Annotated in this window: 16 protein-coding genes; 9 read left to right on the forward strand and 7 right to left on the reverse strand. The window is 61.0% G+C overall.

Annotation, left to right across the window (positions count from 1 at the left end):
* Positions 1-547 precede the first annotated feature (547 nt).
* From HYP802_RS0117980 to aat, 7 genes are all read left to right on the forward strand, one after another.
* Entirely contained in the window at positions 548-3,643 is a 3,096-nt protein-coding gene (locus HYP802_RS0117980) for a ribonuclease E/G (RefSeq protein ID WP_024276277.1), read from the forward strand.
* 234 nt (positions 3,644-3,877) lie between these two features.
* A complete protein-coding gene (locus HYP802_RS0117985; RefSeq protein WP_013948810.1) occupies positions 3,878-5,287 on the forward strand; it encodes a M48 family metalloprotease in 1,410 nt (469 codons plus the stop codon).
* A gap of 37 nt (positions 5,288-5,324) precedes the next feature.
* Complete coding sequence (locus HYP802_RS0117990) at positions 5,325-6,182, forward strand: DsbA family protein (protein WP_013948811.1); 858 nt, start codon at positions 5,325-5,327, stop codon at positions 6,180-6,182.
* Positions 6,183-6,345: 163 nt separating this feature from the next.
* Complete coding sequence (aroQ, locus tag HYP802_RS0117995; protein ID WP_013948812.1) at positions 6,346-6,801, forward strand: type II 3-dehydroquinate dehydratase; 456 nt, start codon at positions 6,346-6,348, stop codon at positions 6,799-6,801.
* Between the two features lie 62 nt (positions 6,802-6,863).
* A complete protein-coding gene (gene accB, locus HYP802_RS0118000; RefSeq protein ID WP_013948813.1) occupies positions 6,864-7,352 on the forward strand; it encodes an acetyl-CoA carboxylase biotin carboxyl carrier protein in 489 nt (162 codons plus the stop codon).
* Between the two features lie 42 nt (positions 7,353-7,394).
* Complete coding sequence (gene accC, locus HYP802_RS0118005; RefSeq protein WP_013948814.1) at positions 7,395-8,735, forward strand: acetyl-CoA carboxylase biotin carboxylase subunit; 1,341 nt, start codon at positions 7,395-7,397, stop codon at positions 8,733-8,735.
* Between the two features lie 60 nt (positions 8,736-8,795).
* Complete coding sequence (aat, locus tag HYP802_RS0118010; protein WP_024276278.1) at positions 8,796-9,467, forward strand: leucyl/phenylalanyl-tRNA--protein transferase; 672 nt, start codon at positions 8,796-8,798, stop codon at positions 9,465-9,467.
* A gap of 24 nt (positions 9,468-9,491) precedes the next feature.
* On the opposite strand, the gene HYP802_RS0118015 is transcribed toward aat, so the two are convergent.
* Positions 9,492-10,073: a 2'-5' RNA ligase family protein gene (locus tag HYP802_RS0118015; protein WP_013948816.1), complete on the reverse strand. Its 582-nt coding sequence runs from the start codon at positions 10,071-10,073 to the stop codon at positions 9,492-9,494.
* 6 nt (positions 10,074-10,079) lie between these two features.
* A complete protein-coding gene (locus HYP802_RS0118020) occupies positions 10,080-11,390 on the reverse strand; it encodes an MFS transporter (RefSeq protein WP_013948817.1) in 1,311 nt (436 codons plus the stop codon).
* A gap of 112 nt (positions 11,391-11,502) precedes the next feature.
* On the opposite strand from HYP802_RS0118020, the gene HYP802_RS0118025 reads away from it, so the two are divergent.
* Positions 11,503-12,324: an alpha/beta hydrolase gene (locus HYP802_RS0118025; protein ID WP_013948818.1), complete on the forward strand. Its 822-nt coding sequence runs from the start codon at positions 11,503-11,505 to the stop codon at positions 12,322-12,324.
* Positions 12,325-12,327: 3 nt separating this feature from the next.
* Here the strand turns inward: HYP802_RS0118025 and HYP802_RS0118030 are convergent, their stop codons facing one another.
* The 3 genes from HYP802_RS0118030 to HYP802_RS0118040 all read right to left on the reverse strand — a co-directional run bounded on the left by HYP802_RS0118030 (position 12,328) and on the right by HYP802_RS0118040 (position 14,291).
* Positions 12,328-12,903 (reverse strand): hypothetical protein, encoded by a 576-nt coding sequence (locus HYP802_RS0118030; RefSeq protein ID WP_013948819.1) that lies wholly within the window; start codon positions 12,901-12,903, stop codon positions 12,328-12,330.
* Between the two features lie 118 nt (positions 12,904-13,021).
* A complete protein-coding gene (locus HYP802_RS0118035; protein ID WP_013948820.1) occupies positions 13,022-13,606 on the reverse strand; it encodes a TetR/AcrR family transcriptional regulator in 585 nt (194 codons plus the stop codon).
* A gap of 40 nt (positions 13,607-13,646) precedes the next feature.
* Positions 13,647-14,291 (reverse strand): TetR/AcrR family transcriptional regulator, encoded by a 645-nt coding sequence (locus HYP802_RS0118040; protein ID WP_013948821.1) that lies wholly within the window; start codon positions 14,289-14,291, stop codon positions 13,647-13,649.
* 49 nt (positions 14,292-14,340) lie between these two features.
* Here HYP802_RS0118040 and HYP802_RS0118045 point away from each other — a divergent pair, with 49 nt between their 5' ends.
* Positions 14,341-15,186, forward strand: coding sequence for an oxidoreductase (locus HYP802_RS0118045; protein ID WP_013948822.1), 846 nt, complete (start codon positions 14,341-14,343; stop codon positions 15,184-15,186).
* A 28-nt stretch (positions 15,187-15,214) separates the two neighbouring features.
* On the opposite strand, the gene guaA is transcribed toward HYP802_RS0118045, so the two are convergent.
* Together guaA and HYP802_RS0118055 are read right to left on the reverse strand one after the other, a co-directional pair.
* Positions 15,215-16,762, reverse strand: coding sequence for a glutamine-hydrolyzing GMP synthase (gene guaA, locus HYP802_RS0118050; RefSeq protein WP_013948823.1), 1,548 nt, complete (start codon positions 16,760-16,762; stop codon positions 15,215-15,217).
* Between the two features lie 127 nt (positions 16,763-16,889).
* Positions 16,890-17,339 (reverse strand): TspO/MBR family protein, encoded by a 450-nt coding sequence (locus HYP802_RS0118055; protein ID WP_013948825.1) that lies wholly within the window; start codon positions 17,337-17,339, stop codon positions 16,890-16,892.
* Positions 17,340-17,415 lie beyond the last annotated feature (76 nt).

The raw sequence follows: 17,415 nt of genomic DNA on the forward strand, positions 1-17,415 counted from the left end.
GGGCAAAGCTCTGCTTTCACAGGTAATTGGGCCAGCACGGATGGCACCTGCTTGAGGCAAGCGCACGGGGAGTATCAACGTCGCTCAGCAGGTTTCGGAGCTTTGACTTCCGAGCCCCCGGCGGCTCATTGTCGGAGTGAACTTACTTTGTGCCGGTCGCCCCGGTTTGTCAGTCGGGTAAAAGCGCGAATTGCTGGGCGGCCCAAAATTGATCGACCACGACGCCGCAGGGTGTCGGATTTTTCTCCCCAGCCTGAAGTCCCCCAATTCTGGACACGCAGCTGGGTCATAGACGACAGGCCATGACGACAGCTTGCATCATCCAAGACAGCGCCAACGGGATCTCGATCCACCCGGCGTTCGCATGCGTCCCTGCGCGCCACTCGCGCACATCGGGGAACGGGATGGTGCAGACAGCGGCTCGGCCGCCAGTTCCATCAGCACAATCAACCAAAAGAACGCGCCACAGCGCGATCCTCGCGATCCGTTCCGGCAATTCCGGTTCGAGATGCGAGCCGCCGCCCCGGCGCGCCAAGGAAAATAACCTATGTCCAATACGAAAATGCTCATCGATGCCACGCATCCCGAGGAGACTCGGGTCGTGGTCCAACGCAACGGCCGGGTAGAGGAATTCGATTTCGAAAGTGCCGCTCGGAAACTGCTGCGCGGCAATATCTATCTCGCCAAGGTGACGCGCGTAGAGCCGTCGCTACAAGCGGCTTTCGTCGATTACGGCGGCAACCGGCACGGTTTTCTCGCCTTCAACGAAATCCATCCTGACTACTATCAGATTCCGGTCGCCGACCGTCAGGCGCTTCTCGATGAAGAAGCCGCCGCTGAAGCCGAGCTCGAAGCCGCCGCCGACCGGCGCGCGGAGGCGCTCGCCCGCAGAAATTCGACACGCGGCGGTGGGTCGGCCGCCCCTCACGCTGAAGGGGAAGCGACGAACGACGATTTCGCGGATCAGTCCTCTGAGGATTCTGAGGACGGCGAATCCACGCACATCGTCGATGTCGAAGAAGACGATGAGCACATCGAAGAGATCGGTGGCGACGAAGACGAAGAGCCGATCAAAGTCTTGGCCGTCGCCGTTCCGATGCCGGACGATGACGTCATCTCCGAGCCGGTCCGGGCCGAAGCGGCAGACAACGGCGAGTCAAATACCGATCTCGCAGCAAGCGCGTCGTCGGACGAGCCTGCAGCGCAGGCCGATGCCGATCATGCGCGCGACGAGAGCGACGATCACGATCATCACCATGACGCCGAAGCCGGTTCGGACGTTCACGCTGACGACGATCATGGCTCCGAGCATGATGAGCACGAGCATGAACACCATGCCGAGCAGCCGCATGTCCATGACCATCACGACCATCATGGCGGCGAGATCGACGACTCGCAGGGCGCGGAGTTCCACGAGGAAGCGCCGCAACGTCCGCGTCGGCGTCCGCGCAGCTACAAGATCCAGGAAGTTATCAAGCGCCGCCAGATCATTCTGGTGCAGGTTGTTAAAGAGGAGCGCGGCAACAAGGGCGCAGCGCTGACGACGTATTTGTCGCTTGCCGGCCGCTACACTGTTTTGATGCCGAACACCGCCCGCGGCGGCGGCATCTCGCGCAAGATCACCAATCCGCAGGACCGCCGCCGTCTGAAGGCCATTGCCCAGGAACTCGAGGTTCCGGAGGGCATGGGCCTCATCATCCGCACGGCGGGTGCGGCGCGCACGAAGCAGGAAATCAAGCGCGACTTCGAATATCTGCTGCGCCTCTGGGAGAGCGTGCGCGATCTCACGCTGCAGTCGACGGCGCCGAGCCTCGTCTACGAAGAAGGCGACCTGATCAAGCGTTCCATCCGCGACCTCTATAACAAGGATGTCGAGGAAATCGTCGTTGCCGGCGATGCGGGGCACCAGGAAGCCGCCGACTTCATGAAGATGCTCATGCCGAGCCACGCCAAAAACGTCGTGGCTTATCGCGAGCCGACGCCGCTGTTCACGCGTTATGGCGTCGAACGGCAGCTCAACGCCATGTTCCAGCCGCAGGTGACGCTGCGCTCGGGCGGCTACATCGTCATCAACCAGACGGAAGCCCTCGTTGCGATCGACGTCAACTCGGGGAAATCGACGCGCGAATTCTCGATCGAAGAAACGGCGCTTGCGACTAACCTCGAGGCGGCCGACGAAATCGCGCGCCAGCTGAAGCTGCGCGACCTTGCCGGCCTCATCGTGATCGACTTCATCGACATGGAGGAGAAGCGCAACAATCGCGCCGTCGAGCGCCGCCTGAAGGATGCGCTTCGCTTCGACCGGGCGCGAATCCAGCTCGGCCGCATCTCGCATTTCGGTCTGATGGAAATGTCGCGCCAGCGTCTCAGAACGGGCGTGCTGGAAGGCTCGACGTCGCAGTGTCCGCACTGCCAGGGCACCGGCATCATCCGCTCGACGGAGAGCATCGCGCTCGCCGTATTGCGTGGCCTTGAAGATGCGATCACGGCGGGCGCTACAGGTCCGCTGACCGCGACGACGACGCCGCCGGTTGCACTCTACATTCTGAACAGCAAGCGCGCCTACGTCACCGACATGGAGCATCGCCACGGTTACTCGGTGACGGTGCTCGGTAGCGATCGCGTGCAGGGTGCGAACTTCACGATCGAGCGCGGCGGCCCTGCCGTTCCGGTGCGCCGTGTCGAACGTGCTGCCGTCAACATGGACTGGGGCTTCGACGGCGAGGAAGAAGCACCGACATTCGAAGGCGGCGAGATTGAAACCGTATCGCACGTCGATGACGGCGACGAAGATACCGTGGCCCGTGAGAATGGTCGTGGCGAGGGCGATGAGTCCGGCGGCCGTCGCGGGCGGCGCAGGCGGCGTCGCGGTCGCGGTGGACGCGAGCGTGGCGAAAGCCGCGAGCGTTTCAGTTCCGAACCGCGCGGCGAAGACGATCACGGATTTGCGGCAGGTCCGCAGCCGCACGGCGATGATGACGGCGAACAGGGACCGGTCGACGAGGATGACCTCGATGCCCAACCGGCATCCGAGGAAGCGGAACTCGGCGAGCACGGCGAAAACGGCGCCAACGGCGAAAAGCCCGCACGGCGGCGCCGGCGCGGACGTCGCGGTGGCCGTCGCGGTCGGGACCGCAATCGTGAAGGCGGCCCGATGCACGCCGATGATGCCAACGGCGTTGCCGAAGGCGAAGATCACGAACAACTCGACAGCGGGGACACCGACGGCGATACCGAGGCTGCCCAGCCGGAAACTTGGTCAAACGGTGGACACATCACCGAGGCGCTGTCGTCGGAAGACGTTGCGACGGCTGTCGAACAGCCGGAACTCAAGGTTCCGCGGCAACAACGGCTTTGGGACGTTCCCTCGAAGGCGCAAGACGCGGATGAAGTCGTGATGCTCGAAGGCACGGCATCCGAGGTTGCGACGGAAGAACCGCAGCAGGCTGTTGAGGTGCCCGCCGAAGTTCAGGACAGCGCACCTGCGCCGGCACCGCGTCGTCGGCACGAGATCGGCTCCAGCGAGCCGCGAATCGAGCGCGTTGTTGTCCGACCAGGCGATGAAGGCTCGGCTACCGATGCCGAAGCTCAGGCTGCCCCGCAGCGCAAGGGCTGGTGGCAGCGCAAGTTCGGCGGCGAATAAACAGACGAAGGGCCGAGGCATCGCTTGCTTCGGCCCATTCCCAAAATCAAAGCTGCTACTGGCCTATCTTGCTTCGGACGAGCGCCGTTAGCAGCGCTTACCGCCATGCTGACGCCCTAAACTCGTGAATGTTTATAAGCACCTCGTAGCAACGCATTTGACCCAAATAGGGTTGGCGCATACTTTGATTGTGCGTGGCGTCTCGAAACGCTTGTCGAGATCAGGGCACTGCGAATGCCGATATTTTGGAAGTCACTTCCGGCGCATTCCAACGCCCGAAGTTTGACGATTTGGATCGTTGCGCTCATCGCATCGCTGTTGACATTAGCCAACGGCACCCGAGCGCAGGGGCTGCCGCTGATCCGCGACGCCGAGATCGAAGCGCTGCTGCAGGATTATTCCAAACCGATTTTTGAAGCGGCGGGTTTCGGTGGCGGCCGCGTGACCGTCCGCATCATCAATAATGAAGCCTTCAACGCCTTCGTTCTCGACGGCGCGAACGTGTTCGTGAATACCGGCACACTGATGCAGGCGCAGACGCCGAATGAAGTGATCGGCGTCATCGCACATGAAAGCGGTCATATCGCGGGCGGCCACATGGCGGCGCTGCGCTCGCGCATCGCGAAGGATCAAACACGCGCTCTGTTGACGCAGGTTCTCGGCATCGGCGCCATGGTTGCGGGCGGCGTCACAGGCGGAGATGGCGGACGCGAGACGGCACAAGGCGGCGCTGCTCTTTTGCAGGGCGGCAGCAGCGTCATTCTCAAGGGGCTTCTGGCCGAGCGGCGATCGCAGGAATCGGCGGCTGATCAGGCGGGCATCAAGTATCTCACGGCCACGAAACAGTCGGGCAAAGGCATGCTCGACACGTTCGAGCGGTTCAAGGAACAGGAATATCTATCGGATCAGTTCCAGGACCCGTTCATTCGATCGCATCCTCTGTCGGCCGAACGCCTCGACCGGCTCAGCCGGCTCGCAACCACAAGTCCGTATTTCAACAAGAAAGACCCGCCGTCGCTGCAGCTTCGCCACGACCTGATGCGGGCGAAGCTTTCGGGCTATCTGGAATCGCCGGCGACTGTGTTCAATCGCTATCCTGACTCAAATAAGACGCTGCCGGCGCGCTACGCGCGGGCCATCGCGACATTCTTTCGCGGCGGCGGCGGTGCGCTGGAATCGGCGGTCCAGCAGACCGACAGCATGATCAAGGAAAACCCGAATTACCCGTACTTTTACGAACTTCGGGCCGACTTCCTGATGCGATCCGGCAAACTCGCGCCTGCGGTCCCGAGCTTGCGGCAAGCCCTGAAACTGGCGCCTAACAGTCCTTTAATCATGGTCGAACTGGCCACGGCGGTCCAAAGCCTCAAGGGCAGCGATGCGCAAAAAGAGGCTATCGATCTACTGCGGAAATCTCTTATCGAAGACCCGGAAAATGGCCATGCTTACAGGCTGCTCGCAAACATCTATTATAAGCAGGGCCGGGGTCCGGAAGCCGACGCCATGACGGCCCAGGCCTACTTCAACGAAGGGAACATAAAAGACGCACAGGTCTTCGCTAAACGAGCCCAACTGAAATTACGAGCGGGCTCGCCCGAGTGGTTGAAAAACGACGACATCATTAACTACAAGCCGCAAACCTGAGCAGCCGGCTGCTTTATCGAAAAATGAGATCAAATCCATGACCCAGAAGTCTCCTGACCGTAACAGAGCGCGCGCGGCTTCCGCCGGCAAAAAGCTCTCTGTCATCGCGCTCGGATTTGCGTGCCTGGCATTCGCGGCACTCGCAGCATCGAATTTCGGAAATAGTTCGGCGCACGCCGACACCATCGCGCCCACCGCGGGCGGCAAGGTCTTTACCGACGAGCAGAAAAAGGCGCTCGGCGACATCATCAGAGACTATCTGATCAAGAACCCCGAAGTCATGTTCGAGGTGCAGAACGCTCTGGATGAGAAGTCTCAGAAAGAGCAGGAAACCAAGCTCAAAGCCTTCATGGCGAAGAACGCCAAGCAGATCTATCGCGCCCCTGACAGCTCGGTTGCCGGCGATCCCAACGGCGACGTCACTGTCGTCGAGTTCTTCGATTACAACTGCGGTTACTGCAAACACGGCCTGCCGGAAGTGCAGAAGCTGATCCACGACGACAAAAAGGTTCGCTTCGTCTTCAAGGAGCTGCCGATCCTGTCGACGGGCTCAATCGAGGCCGCGAAGGTCGCGCTGGCCGCCAAACGCCAGGGCAAGTACTGGGAGTTCCATCAAGCGATGCTGGGCTCCAAGGGCGTTGCCAACGAAGCTTCCGCGTTGAAGATCGCGGAATCGCTCGGTCTCGACATGGATAAGGTCAAGGCCGACATGGCAGGCGACGACGTCAAGAACGAGTTGCAGAGCGATCTGCTGCTTGCCAAGCAGCTCGGCGTCAACGGCACCCCGCACTTCCTGGTCGGCGACAAGTCGGTGCCCGGTGCGCCGGATGACCTGCACGACCAGCTTGAGGCGCTCGTCAGCGGCTACCGCAAGACCGGCTGCAACATGTGCTGAGAGTGGCCGAAAATTCTCGTGCCATACCAGACATTTAACATCAAAGACACATTGCAGTGCGCGGCCATCGCCGCGCACTTTGCGCATTCGACGAAAGCTGATAGACCCTGGGCCTTCACAATCGGCGTCGGGCATCAGCTCGGTGCCTTAACGGCCTCCTGACATGACCTCCCTCGTTTACGTTCTTAACGGCCCCAATCTCAATATGCTCGGCGTCCGCGAGCCCGAAGTCTATGGCCGCGAGACGCTCGACGACCTGCGCGTGCGCACCGAAAAATCGGCAACGGCGAACGGGCTGGCCATCGACTTCCGGCAATCGAATATCGAGGGCGAAATCGTCAATTGGGTGCAGGAGGCGCGCGGAAAGGCCAAGGGCATCATCATCAATGCTGGTGGCTATACGCACACGTCGGTTGCCATTCTCGATGCGCTGCAGGCCGTCAGCCTGCCGGTCGTCGAGGTGCACCTTTCCAACATCTTCCGGCGCGACGAGTTTCGTCAGCATTCCTACATCTCGCTCGCAGCGACGGGGGTGATCTGCGGGCTCGGCGCCAAGGGCTATGAACTCGCGATCGAGGCAATGGCCGACATTCTGAACAAATCCACAGGCAAAGCGTGACGTTGCGGCCAGAGCTTAGGCTATAAGACGCACGCCAACTAAATATCGAGGACACGGGACTGATGAGCGCAAAAGACCAAGGGCCGAAAATGGGAAGCGCCGAAGGTCAGATGATCCGCGAGCTCGCCGAGCTTTTGAACGATACGGGTCTGACGGAAATCGAAATCGAGAAGAGCGGCCTCAAGATCCGCGTCGCCAAGAAAATCTCGATCACGGCCGCGGCGCCGCAGGCTTACATGTCTGCGCCGGTTGCAGCCGCAGCGTCGACGCCGAGCGAAGCGAAACCGGCGGCGGGTGCGGGTGATTTTTCGAAGCATCCGGGCGCGGTCAAATCGCCGATGGTCGGCACGGCCTATCGCTCGCCGGAGCCGGGTGCACCGGCATTCTGCGAAGTCGGGTCCAAGGTCAATCAGGGCGACACGCTGCTGATCATCGAGGCGATGAAGACTATGAACCAGATCCCCGCGCCGCGCGCCGGCACGATCAAAGCCATCCTCGTCGAGAACGCGCAACCGGTCGAGTATGGCGAGCCGCTGATCATCATAGAATAGAGCGCGCACCGCATACGGCGGTGAAAAGCGCCCGGAGTTCAAATGTTCGATAAAATCCTGATTGCCAACCGAGGAGAAATCGCGCTTCGCGTCCAGCGCGCTTGCCGCGAGCTTGGAATTGCAACGGTCGCCGTCCACTCGACGGCAGATGCCGACGCCATGCACGTCCGTCTGGCCGACGAGAGCGTGTGCATCGGTCCGCCGCCTGCGCGCGACAGCTATCTCAACATTCCGGCGCTGGTGACGGCGTGTGAAATCACCGGCGCGGACGCTGTGCATCCGGGCTATGGCTTTCTATCTGAGAATGCGCGCTTCGCGGAAATTCTCGAAGAGCACAAGATCACGTTCATCGGTCCGACGTCCGAACACATCCGAATCATGGGCGACAAGATCGAGGCGAAAGAGACCGCCAAGAAGCTCGGCATCCCGGTCGTTCCCGGCTCCGCGGGCGCCGTGACGAGCGAGACCGAGGCGATGAAGGTCGCGAAGGAGATGGGCTTTCCCGTGCTCATCAAGGCCGCTGCTGGCGGCGGTGGGCGGGGCATGAAGGTCGCGCTGACCGCGGCCGACCTCGGCGTCGCGCTTTCGACGGCGCGGTCCGAAGCGAAAGCGGCCTTCAACGACGATTCCGTCTACATCGAGAAATATCTGCAGAAGCCGCGCCACATCGAGATCCAGGTGTTCGGCGATGGCAAGGGCAATGCCGTGCATCTAGGCGAGCGCGATTGCTCGCTGCAGCGGCGGCATCAAAAGGTGTTCGAGGAGAGCCCCTCGCCTGCTCTCAATGCGGCTCAGCGCCAGAAGATCGGCTCGACCGTCGCGGATGCGATGCGCAAGCTGAAATATCGCGGCGCCGGCACAGTGGAGTTCCTGTTCGAGGACGGCGAATTCTACTTCATCGAGATGAACACCCGGTTGCAGGTCGAACACCCTGTAACGGAGATGGTCACCGGCACGGACCTCGTGCTGGAGCAAATCCGCGTCGCGGCCGGCCTGCCGTTAAGCTTCACGCAGGATGACATCGAGCTTCGCGGGCACGCCATCGAGTGCCGCATCAACGCTGAAAACCCCAAGGATTTTCGGCCTTCGCCGGGCCAGATCACCTATTGGCATCCGCCGGGCGGCCTCGGCGTGCGCGTCGACAGCGGCGTGTACCAGGGCTATCGCATCCCGCCCTACTACGACAGCCTCATCGGCAAGCTGATCGTGACGGGCAAGACGCGCAACGACGCGTTGATGCGTTTACGCCGCGCTCTGGCCGAGTTCGTGATCGATGGGATTGAAACGACGATCCCATTGTTCCAGGATCTGGTCAGAGAGCCGGATATCGTCGATGGGGCCTATGATATTCATTGGCTCGAAAAATATCTGGGGATGAAGTAAGGTTTGCCTCTGCGCGACATGTTCCGCGCGCGTCCGAGAGTTCGCTTGGCAAGTGGCAGCATGGCGTCGCGCGACGACCCGATGTTCGAGATAACGCCGCAGGTTCTCCTGAAGGCGTATAGCTGTGGCATTTTCCCGATGGCGGAAAGTGCCGACGATCCCGCGCTCTATTGGATCGAGCCGCAGCAGCGCGGTGTGCTGCCGCTCAACGGCCTGCATATCCCAAAGCGCCTCATGCGCACGGTCCGCACCACGCCATTCACCGTCAAGGTCGATAACGATTATGACGGTGTGATCGACGGCTGCGCCGCGCCGCGCGCCGGGCGGATGTCGACCTGGATCAACGGCCGAATCCGTTCGCTCTATCGCGAGCTGTTCGACCTTGGCGCCTGCCACACGGTCGAGGTCTGGAATGGCAACAAGATGGTCGGCGGCCTTTACGGCGTAGCGTTGAAAAGCGCGTTCTTCGGCGAAAGCATGTTTTCGACGGAGCGTGATGCCTCGAAGATCGCGCTGGTGCATCTCGCAGCGCGTCTCATCAAGGGTGGATTTACGCTGCTCGACACGCAATTCGTGACGGATCACCTCCGGCAGTTCGGCACGATCGAACTCGACCGGATGACGTTCCAGCGCGAGTTGGAGAAGGCGTTGGGCAAAGAGGCCAACTTCTTCTCGCTGCCGCGTGACGCCTCGGGGCCGGAGGTTGCTGCGATTTTCGCAGACGCTGGCTGATCTCTTTACTCGGCTTCGTCCATTTCACGGCTCCTGTAATAGCCAGCGCCCCAGATGGACGTGCGTGGTTTTGCCGAGGAGGCTGTGCACGAGAACGAGTTCTCGCACCGTCCAAGAAATGGGCTCGATGGGCGCCGCTGCGGCGCGCTTTTCATCGCGAAGCAACGTTATGTGGGGCGTGAAGCGGCCGCGCGTGGCGCCACCTAGCCCGACGCGCTCCATTGCTACGCCAAGCGGGCGACGCAACGCGTTCCAAGCGGCGATGTCTTGCTCGCACGTCAGCACAAAGGGAAAAGGCCCGATGCCGCCGCGAAAGCTTTCGCTGCCGGTCAACGTCACGTCGAAAGCTCGAATGGAGACTTGCGCTGCGGCGTCCAATGCGGCGCTGACGATGGGCGCGGGTAAGCTTGGCCAATCCCCCAAATGATAAAGTGTCACGTGCAGGTGATTTGGAAGCACCAGCGTGCCGTCGAAACCGTTCGCACGCTTGAGCCTCTCCGCGAGCGCATGGACGCGTTCAGCGGTCGCCTCATCAGGTAGGCAGGCGAAAAATATTCGGTCTTTTTGAGAGGCGGCGAATCTTCGGCGATGAGGTCTCGACGCCATGACGCTTTACGTCCCTTCAGGCGCTGAAATCTTTCTCAACGTCATGGTGCCATAGATCGCGGCGCAGGCAAATGCGATGACGCCGGCCAGCACGAATGCAGGGACGAACGACCCTGAGTGCTGAAGCAGGATGCCGCTCACGAGTGGCGCCAGCGATCCGCCGACGGAACCGCCGACGTTCTGGATCGCTTCGAGCGTCGCGACGGCGTTGACCGGAGCGATCACGGCGGCAAGTGCCCAACCGCAACTTGAAGCGACGTTGGCCGCAAAAAGTCCGAGCGACATGAGCGCGATCGCCGTCCACAAGTCGGCGACGTAGACCGCAGCGATCGTAGCAATTCCGGCCACGATCAATCCTGCGATGACGGGCAATCGGCAGGTTCCGGCAGCGTCGATGCCTCCCAGGCGGCCAAGCCGGTCAGAGATCACACCACCCGCGACGGCGCCGACAAAGCCTGCCGCGAGCGGGATCGCCGACCAGATCCCGGCGTTCGCGATCGACTGATGGCGCGCAATCTCTAGGTATCCCGGCAACCAGGTCGCGTAGAGCCACGAGATGTAAACGACGCCGAAGAAACCGAGGAACATGCCCCACGTCGTCGGAAAGCGCAGCAGCCAGAGAACCTGCGTCCAGCCGACGTGCGGGATCGCAGCGCCGTCATCGCGATGTATTTCCTCGATGTCGGCCGCGGGAATGCCAGCATCTTTAGGGGCGCGATAATAGATCGTCCACAATGCGGCGACGATGAAGCCTGCAAGGCCCGCGATAATGAACATCACGCGCCAGCCGTGCGCGAGCATCAGCATCGTCAGGATCGGCGGCGCCAAGGCCGGTGCCAGCGCGGATGATGAATTGAAGATCGCAATCGGGAGCGCACGGCGCTTCAGCGGAAACCAGTCGGCGCAGACCCGCGTGCCGCCGATGTACATCGGCGACTCGCCGAGGCCCAGCGCGACACGCGCGGTCAGAAACTGGTGCAACGAATGAACGAGGCCGCCGGCGATTTGCGCGAACGACCAAAGCACCATTCCAACGCCGAGGGCTTTACGAGGACCGAAGCGATCAACGAGCACGCCAGCGGGAATTTGCGCGAGGCCGTAGCTCCACGCGAAGGCCGACAGCAGCAAGCCCATTTCGCTGTAGGACAGTCCAAGCTCGGCGCGAATTTCCGGATTGCCGACAGCAACGGCAGCGCGGTCAAAATAATTGACGCAACCCGCCAGCACCAAGAGCGTAACGGCGAGCTTGCGCATGCGCCGTGTGCGATCCGACGCGTTGGCGGGCTCTGCGTCGGTCAGAATGTTCGGCGAACTCATCGGATATCAATCGGATCGGCGGCGTTTGCGTGTCGTCCAGTTCCTGTTCACGCTCAGAGTGGCATAGAGTTGGCGACAACGGCAATCACGCTGTTCCATTAGCTTTCCGACGATGACGATAAAGACATTCCTCCCGTCTTGGGGCTTGGCCGCAATCTGTGCGCTTGTTCTCTCAACGCTGGCTTTGGCGAACGCCGATAATAGCGGCGAACGTATCATCGATTTGAAGCTTAGTTCCGGTAAGCGTCAGCATACTCTTTACGTCGCGCCGCCCTCACCGCGCGCCACGATTGTCATGCTGCCGGGAGGCGCGGGGGATGTCGGATTAGCGCGCAACGGCGATATCCGTCATGGCCACAACTTCGTGGTTCGAACGCGCGATATGTGGTTGGCTAAAGGCTACGCCGTGTTGATACCCGACTGGATCAATCGTGAAAGTTTACGCGGTGCGCGAAGTTCTCCGGACTACGCGGCCGTCGTGGAAGACTTGATCCAATATGCCCGGACGCAAGTCGCGCTTCCGGTGTTTCTCCTCGGTACGAGCCAAGGGTCCATTGCGGCGGCCAACGGAGCAGCACACGCACCAGCCGGTACGATTGCAGGGGTTATTCTGACAGAGTCCGTTTCGGTGCGTGGCGGCAGCCATGAGACCGTATTCGATGCGGGCCTGACTGACGTTCGCGTGCCCGCACTCATCGTCGCTAACAAGGATGATCGCTGCGACGTGGCGCCTCCGAGCGACGCCACTAAGACCGCCGCAGCGATGATCCATTCTCCCGATGTCCGCGTCGTCGAAGTCAGCGGCGGCATCGATCGATCAAACCGCGCATGCGGCTCTCTTAGTCCGCATGGCTACTATGGCATCGAAGACAAAGTCATCGACATCGTCAGCTATTGGATCGACGCTCATATTGGCGACTCGCCGAAGCGATAGCCGTCATGCGGCCTTGTTGCGCCAGTCCCGAACGGCCAACCACCCTGCCGAAATCAGGAAGTAAACCGCACCCACGCCAGCGTAACCCGCAATGTCGCTGATCGAGTGCGGCGTGGCCATCGTCGAGCGCGAAATGAAGAGGCCTCCGGCCACTGCCGACTGAGCGCCGCTCAAAACCATCGCCCACTGTGCGCCGTAGGTCTTCCAGCGGCCAAGCGCCGTCCCGAGTTGAAGCAAGCCAGCAAGGATCGCCCAAACGCCGAAAGCGCCGAGCACCTCACTCATGCCAGATTGCAACGACACGACCACGGCCGCCGCCGTTGCGACGCTGACGAAAACGTTAATGGCCTGTGTGCGATTTTGCCCAAGGCCCCCGCTCCGCGCCGCGTCGACATAGTTCGCCAAAGCATCCCACGCCGGATAAATGATGAGCAAAGCGGCAGCGATCGCGCCTCCCTGCTGTCCGGCTGTCAGAGCCAACCCGACCCACAGCACCGAAAACGCACCTCGAATAAAATAGTATTGCTTGAGCCAACGCTCTTCGGTGACGGCGGAAATCTCCGCGTATTGAGTAGACATATTTGATGTCCTTTCTACTAGTTGGTAGGTTAAGCAAGCAAAATAACGGCGGTAAAAGAGTTCGACTATCTGCCTCGTGTGAATTCAGTGAGGCCCCCCTGATCCTTCGCAGGACGCCTCAGTGCCGAACGGAAACTCGGTCGAGAAGCGGGTTGGTGATCTGCCCGAAGACTTGGGGATCTCCATAGGCTCGCGCGGAAAGCATGGCTCCGTGAATGGTGGCTATGAAGACCTCAGCCTCTACGCGCGGAGAACTTGAGAGCCGAAGGCTGCCGAGCTGCATCCCACGCTCAAAGACGGATGTGAGCCACGTCGATAGCACGCGGAAATGCCCCCGCACTTCAAGTGCAATTTCTTCTGGAAGCACGGGAAGTTCGCCTGCGAGTAGAGCGCACACACAGAACGGGGCGCTGGCATCTGTGATGCATGCCTTCCAGTACCCAGTGTACGCCTGCAGCAATTCGACAGGATCCGAGACATTCCGTTCCAGTTCAGCAATTCCGACTTCGGCTTCCTGGCGATAACGGGACACGAGCGTACGGACGAGATCGACCTTGCTCGGAAAGTGATGGTGGATGCTTGGCTTGCGAATGCCAACAACGTCGGCGATATCAGCATAACTGAAGCCGTTATAGCCCCCTACGATAATGAGAGTGCGTGCGCAGGCCAGAATGTCATCAGCGGTGGTTGATACGTTGCTCATGGCTGTTGTCTACCTTCTAGTAGATCAGCATGTCAATTCTTTATTTTGCATGAGGGATCGCGGCTTGGATCAGCGCTGCACGCCGACGTGGATCGGCGTAGCCGAGCATGAGCGTCGCGGCCACCCGTTTCGCCGCGGGCGCGAGATCGGCGTCATTCAATTCGCCCGCAGTCCAAAAGGACAAAACTCCGCGAAATCCAAACGCGAGTTGCTTTGGCAAAATGTCGAGCGCTTCAGCGCGATGAGCCCCCGACAGGCCATCGCCACCATCAAGCGCCGTCGCCCATAGCTTCGCGGAGCGCTCCAAGACCGTTCCCGGCGTAGAACTGGAGGCGCCAAGCGACCCCATGACAGCCCGGTTAACAACCGGCTCCAGCACCATCACGGACGCTGCGGCGTCGGTGGTGAAGAACACGCGATCAATTGCGTCGCCTGCCGGACAGCCGCTGCTCAGCAGCGCTTCCATCGAGTCAATGCGTCGCCCCGAAAGCGCATGCATGATCGCAAGCTTGCTGCCGAATTGGTTGAACGGCGTGGCGAAGCTGACAGAAGCCCCAGCCGCGAGATCGCGCATTGAAAACTCGGCATTGCCCTGGCGCAGCAAGTGCTCGGCGGCATCGAGTATGCGCTGGCGAACCTGCTCGCCCCGCGGGCTGGCTAACTTTGGGCTCTTGCGAGATGTCATCGGCAAACTATATCATGATATAAATTGTTTGCTAGTGGGAGCTATTCGTATGTCAGCAACCGAACCTAAGACCTTCCTCATCACCGGCGTCAGCTCCGGTCTTGGCCGGGCCTTTGCGAAAGGCGCGATGGACGCCGGACATCGCGTGATCGGCACCGTGCGACGAACGGAAGACGCCGAGGCATTTGCTGCTCTTGCGCCGAACCTTGCGCTTCCCATCGTGCTCGATGTCACCGTGTACGATGCTGTGCCCGGCGCCGTGTCCGAGGCGGAGCGGCGTGCCGGTCCGATCGACGTGCTCGTGAACAACGCCGGCTACGGCCATGAGGGCGTGCTGGAGGAATCCTCCATCGCGGATCTGCAACGGCAGTTTGCCGCCAACGTGTTCGGTCCGGTGGCTATGATCAAAGCGGTCTTGCCCGGCATGAGAAAACGCCGGCGGGGTCACATCATCAACGTGACCTCGATGGGCGGCTTCATCACGATGCCGGGGATCAGCTTCTATTGCGGCAGCAAATTTGCGCTTGAAGGCATCTCGGAAGCGCTCGGCAAGGAAGTCGCGTCATTCGGCATCCGTGTGACGGCGCTTGCACCCGGACAATTTCGAACCGATTGGGCCGGCCGGTCGATGGACCGTACGCCACGAAGCATTGCCGACTACGACCGCGTCATGGATCCGATCCGCGCGGCACGGCAGGCGAAGAGTGGCAACCAGCCCGGCGATCCGGCAAAGGCCGCCCAAGCGTTGCTTGCCATCGTCAATACCGAAAACCCGCCAACGCGGCTATTTCTCGGCGACGATGCCCTGGGCCTGGTCGAACAGAAGCTTAAGGACATGCAGACCGAAATCAGTGGCTGGGACGCCCTCTCGCGCTCCACCAATTTCGCGGCATGAGCGGCAACCGGCAGCTATCGGCTGTCGGTCATTCCCACTCGATGGTGCCGGGCGGTTTCGACGTGACGTCGTAGACAACGCGGTTGACGCCGCGGACCTCGTTGATGATGCGGGTGGCGACGCGGCCCAAGAACGCCATGTCGAAGTGGAAGAAGTCGGCGGTCATGCCATCGACGGATGTGACGGCGCGCAGGCCGAGAACGTGATCGTAGGTGCGGCCGTCGCCCATGACGCCGACAGTTCGCACGGGAAGCAGGACGGCGAACGCCTGCCAGATCGCATCGTAAAGCCCGGCGCGGCGGATTTCGTCGAGATAAACAGCGTCGGCCTTACGCAGGATGTCGAGTTTTTCGCGCGTGATCTCGCCGGGAATGCGGATCGCAAGACCCGGCCCCGGAAATGGGTGCCGACCGACGAAGGTTTCCGGCAGGCCAAGTTCACGGCCCAGTGCCCTCACCTCGTCTTTGAACAGCTCGCGCAGCGGTTCGACGAGCTTCATGTTCATGCGCTCGGGCAAACCGCCGACGTTGTGATGCGACTTGATCGTGACTGACGGGCCGCCGGTGAACGACACGCTTTCGATCACATCTGGATAGAGCGTGCCCTGGGCCAGGAACTCCGCGCCGCCGATCTTCTTGGCTTCGGCCTCGAAAACGTCAATGAAGTGCTTGCCGATGGTCTTGCGCTTGGTCTCGGGGTCCGAGACACCTGCAAGTGCTGTCAGGAACTGCTCGGACGCGTCCACGTGCACGAGCGGAATGTTGTAGTGATCGCGGAAGAGGCCGACGACTTCGTCCGCCTCGCCGAGCCGCATCAGGCCGTGATCGACGAACACGCAGGTCAGCTGGTCACCAATCGCTTCATGGATCAGCACGGCGGCGACGGCGCTATCGACGCCACCCGAAAGCCCACAAATCACGCGGCTCTTGCCGACCTGTTTCTGGATCTTGGCGATCATCTCGCGGCGATAGGCCGACATCGTCCAATCAGACTTCAGACCTGCAATGTTGTGCACGAAATTGGCGATCAGCCTGGCGCCGTCGGGCGTGTGAACGACCTCAGGGTGAAACTGCACGGCATAAAAGCGGCGATTCTCGTCCGCGACCGCAGCGAATGGTGCGTTATCGCTGGTGCCGATGACTTCGAAACCTTCCGGCAGACTGGTGACGCGGTCGCCGTGGCTCATCCAGACCTGATAGCGCTCGCCCTTGGACCAGACGCCTTCGAATAACGGGCTGTGCGTCGCAATTGAGAGGAAGGCGCGGCCGAATTCGCGGTCGTGGCCGCTTTCAACCTTGCCGCCGAGTTGTTCGGCCATGGTCTGCTGGCCGTAGCAAATTCCGAGCACCGGCACGCCTGCTTCGAACACTGCCGACGGCGCCCGTGGCGAGTCTGCCTCAGTGACGGACGCCGGACCGCCCGACAAAATCACAGCCTTTGGTTTCAGCTTCTGGAACGCTTCGGCGGCGCTCTGGAACGGGTGAATTTCCGAGTAGACGCCCGCCTCCCGCACACGTCGTGCGATGAGCTGCGTCACCTGGCTGCCAAAGTCGATGATGAGGACGGAATCGGTCAAAGCGGGTGGGCCCTTTCTTCAGGGCCTTCCCCTACGCGAAGTTCGAGCACCTCGCAACGCCCGCCAATTTGAGCCGCCTGCGACAGCCCATCCCGCTCCTCCACCGCGCGGCAGAAAATGAAAAGTCCTAGTTCATTTGCCAGACGGCAAAATTCAGGGCACCAGCAAAGGTTACCCATGCCAGGTAGGGCAGAAAGAGATAGCTCGCACCGCGGCTGACGGGCCAAGCAGTAATGATAAAGACCACAATCGCGCCCCAGAGCGCGACGAGATCAGCAAGGGCAAGTGCGATATCGTGCCGCCCGAACATCAGGTATGACCAAAGAGCGTTAAGGACGAGACCGGCACCCCATGCCAGAAGCGCAGGCGTCCATCCGCCCGCCCGCCAAGCCAGCCAACCAGCGATCGCGATCAGGATGTAAAGAATTGTCCAAGCGACCGGAAAAACCCAGTTCGGCGGCGTCCAGGATGGCTTATTCAGCGCGGCGTACCACTCCCCCGGCATAAATGCCGACCCGGATGATGCCGCTGCTGCCACCAATGCAGCAAAAATGACGAGCGATCCCAGACTTCGCAATTTTCCAAGCTCCCAATTTTTTCAGAACCGAGTAGTGACGCACATGCCGGCCCACTCATATCGTTGAGCACGCCGA

The sequence above is a fragment of the Hyphomicrobium sp. 802 genome (genome assembly GCF_000526135.1).
Taxonomy (GTDB): Bacteria; Pseudomonadota; Alphaproteobacteria; order Rhizobiales; family Hyphomicrobiaceae; genus Hyphomicrobium_B.

Bases quoted from the DNA above. Each gene is read 5' to 3' on its own strand.
- HYP802_RS0117980 (WP_024276277.1), top strand. From the start codon at position 548: ATGTCCAATACGAAAATGCTCATCGATGCCACGCATCCCGAGGAGACT.
- HYP802_RS0117985 (WP_013948810.1), top strand. From the start codon at position 3,878: ATGCCGATATTTTGGAAGTCACTTCCGGCGCATTCCAACGCCCGAAGT.
- HYP802_RS0117990 (WP_013948811.1), top strand. From the start codon at position 5,325: ATGACCCAGAAGTCTCCTGACCGTAACAGAGCGCGCGCGGCTTCCGCC.
- aroQ (WP_013948812.1), top strand. From the start codon at position 6,346: ATGACCTCCCTCGTTTACGTTCTTAACGGCCCCAATCTCAATATGCTC.
- accB (WP_013948813.1), top strand. From the start codon at position 6,864: ATGAGCGCAAAAGACCAAGGGCCGAAAATGGGAAGCGCCGAAGGTCAG.
- accC (WP_013948814.1), top strand. From the start codon at position 7,395: ATGTTCGATAAAATCCTGATTGCCAACCGAGGAGAAATCGCGCTTCGC.
- aat (WP_024276278.1), top strand. From the start codon at position 8,796: ATGGCGTCGCGCGACGACCCGATGTTCGAGATAACGCCGCAGGTTCTC.
- HYP802_RS0118015 (WP_013948816.1), bottom strand. From the start codon at position 10,073: ATGGCGTCGAGACCTCATCGCCGAAGATTCGCCGCCTCTCAAAAAGAC.
- HYP802_RS0118020 (WP_013948817.1), bottom strand. From the start codon at position 11,390: ATGAGTTCGCCGAACATTCTGACCGACGCAGAGCCCGCCAACGCGTCG.
- HYP802_RS0118025 (WP_013948818.1), top strand. From the start codon at position 11,503: ATGACGATAAAGACATTCCTCCCGTCTTGGGGCTTGGCCGCAATCTGT.
- HYP802_RS0118030 (WP_013948819.1), bottom strand. From the start codon at position 12,903: ATGTCTACTCAATACGCGGAGATTTCCGCCGTCACCGAAGAGCGTTGG.
- HYP802_RS0118035 (WP_013948820.1), bottom strand. From the start codon at position 13,606: ATGAGCAACGTATCAACCACCGCTGATGACATTCTGGCCTGCGCACGC.
- HYP802_RS0118040 (WP_013948821.1), bottom strand. From the start codon at position 14,291: ATGACATCTCGCAAGAGCCCAAAGTTAGCCAGCCCGCGGGGCGAGCAG.
- HYP802_RS0118045 (WP_013948822.1), top strand. From the start codon at position 14,341: ATGTCAGCAACCGAACCTAAGACCTTCCTCATCACCGGCGTCAGCTCC.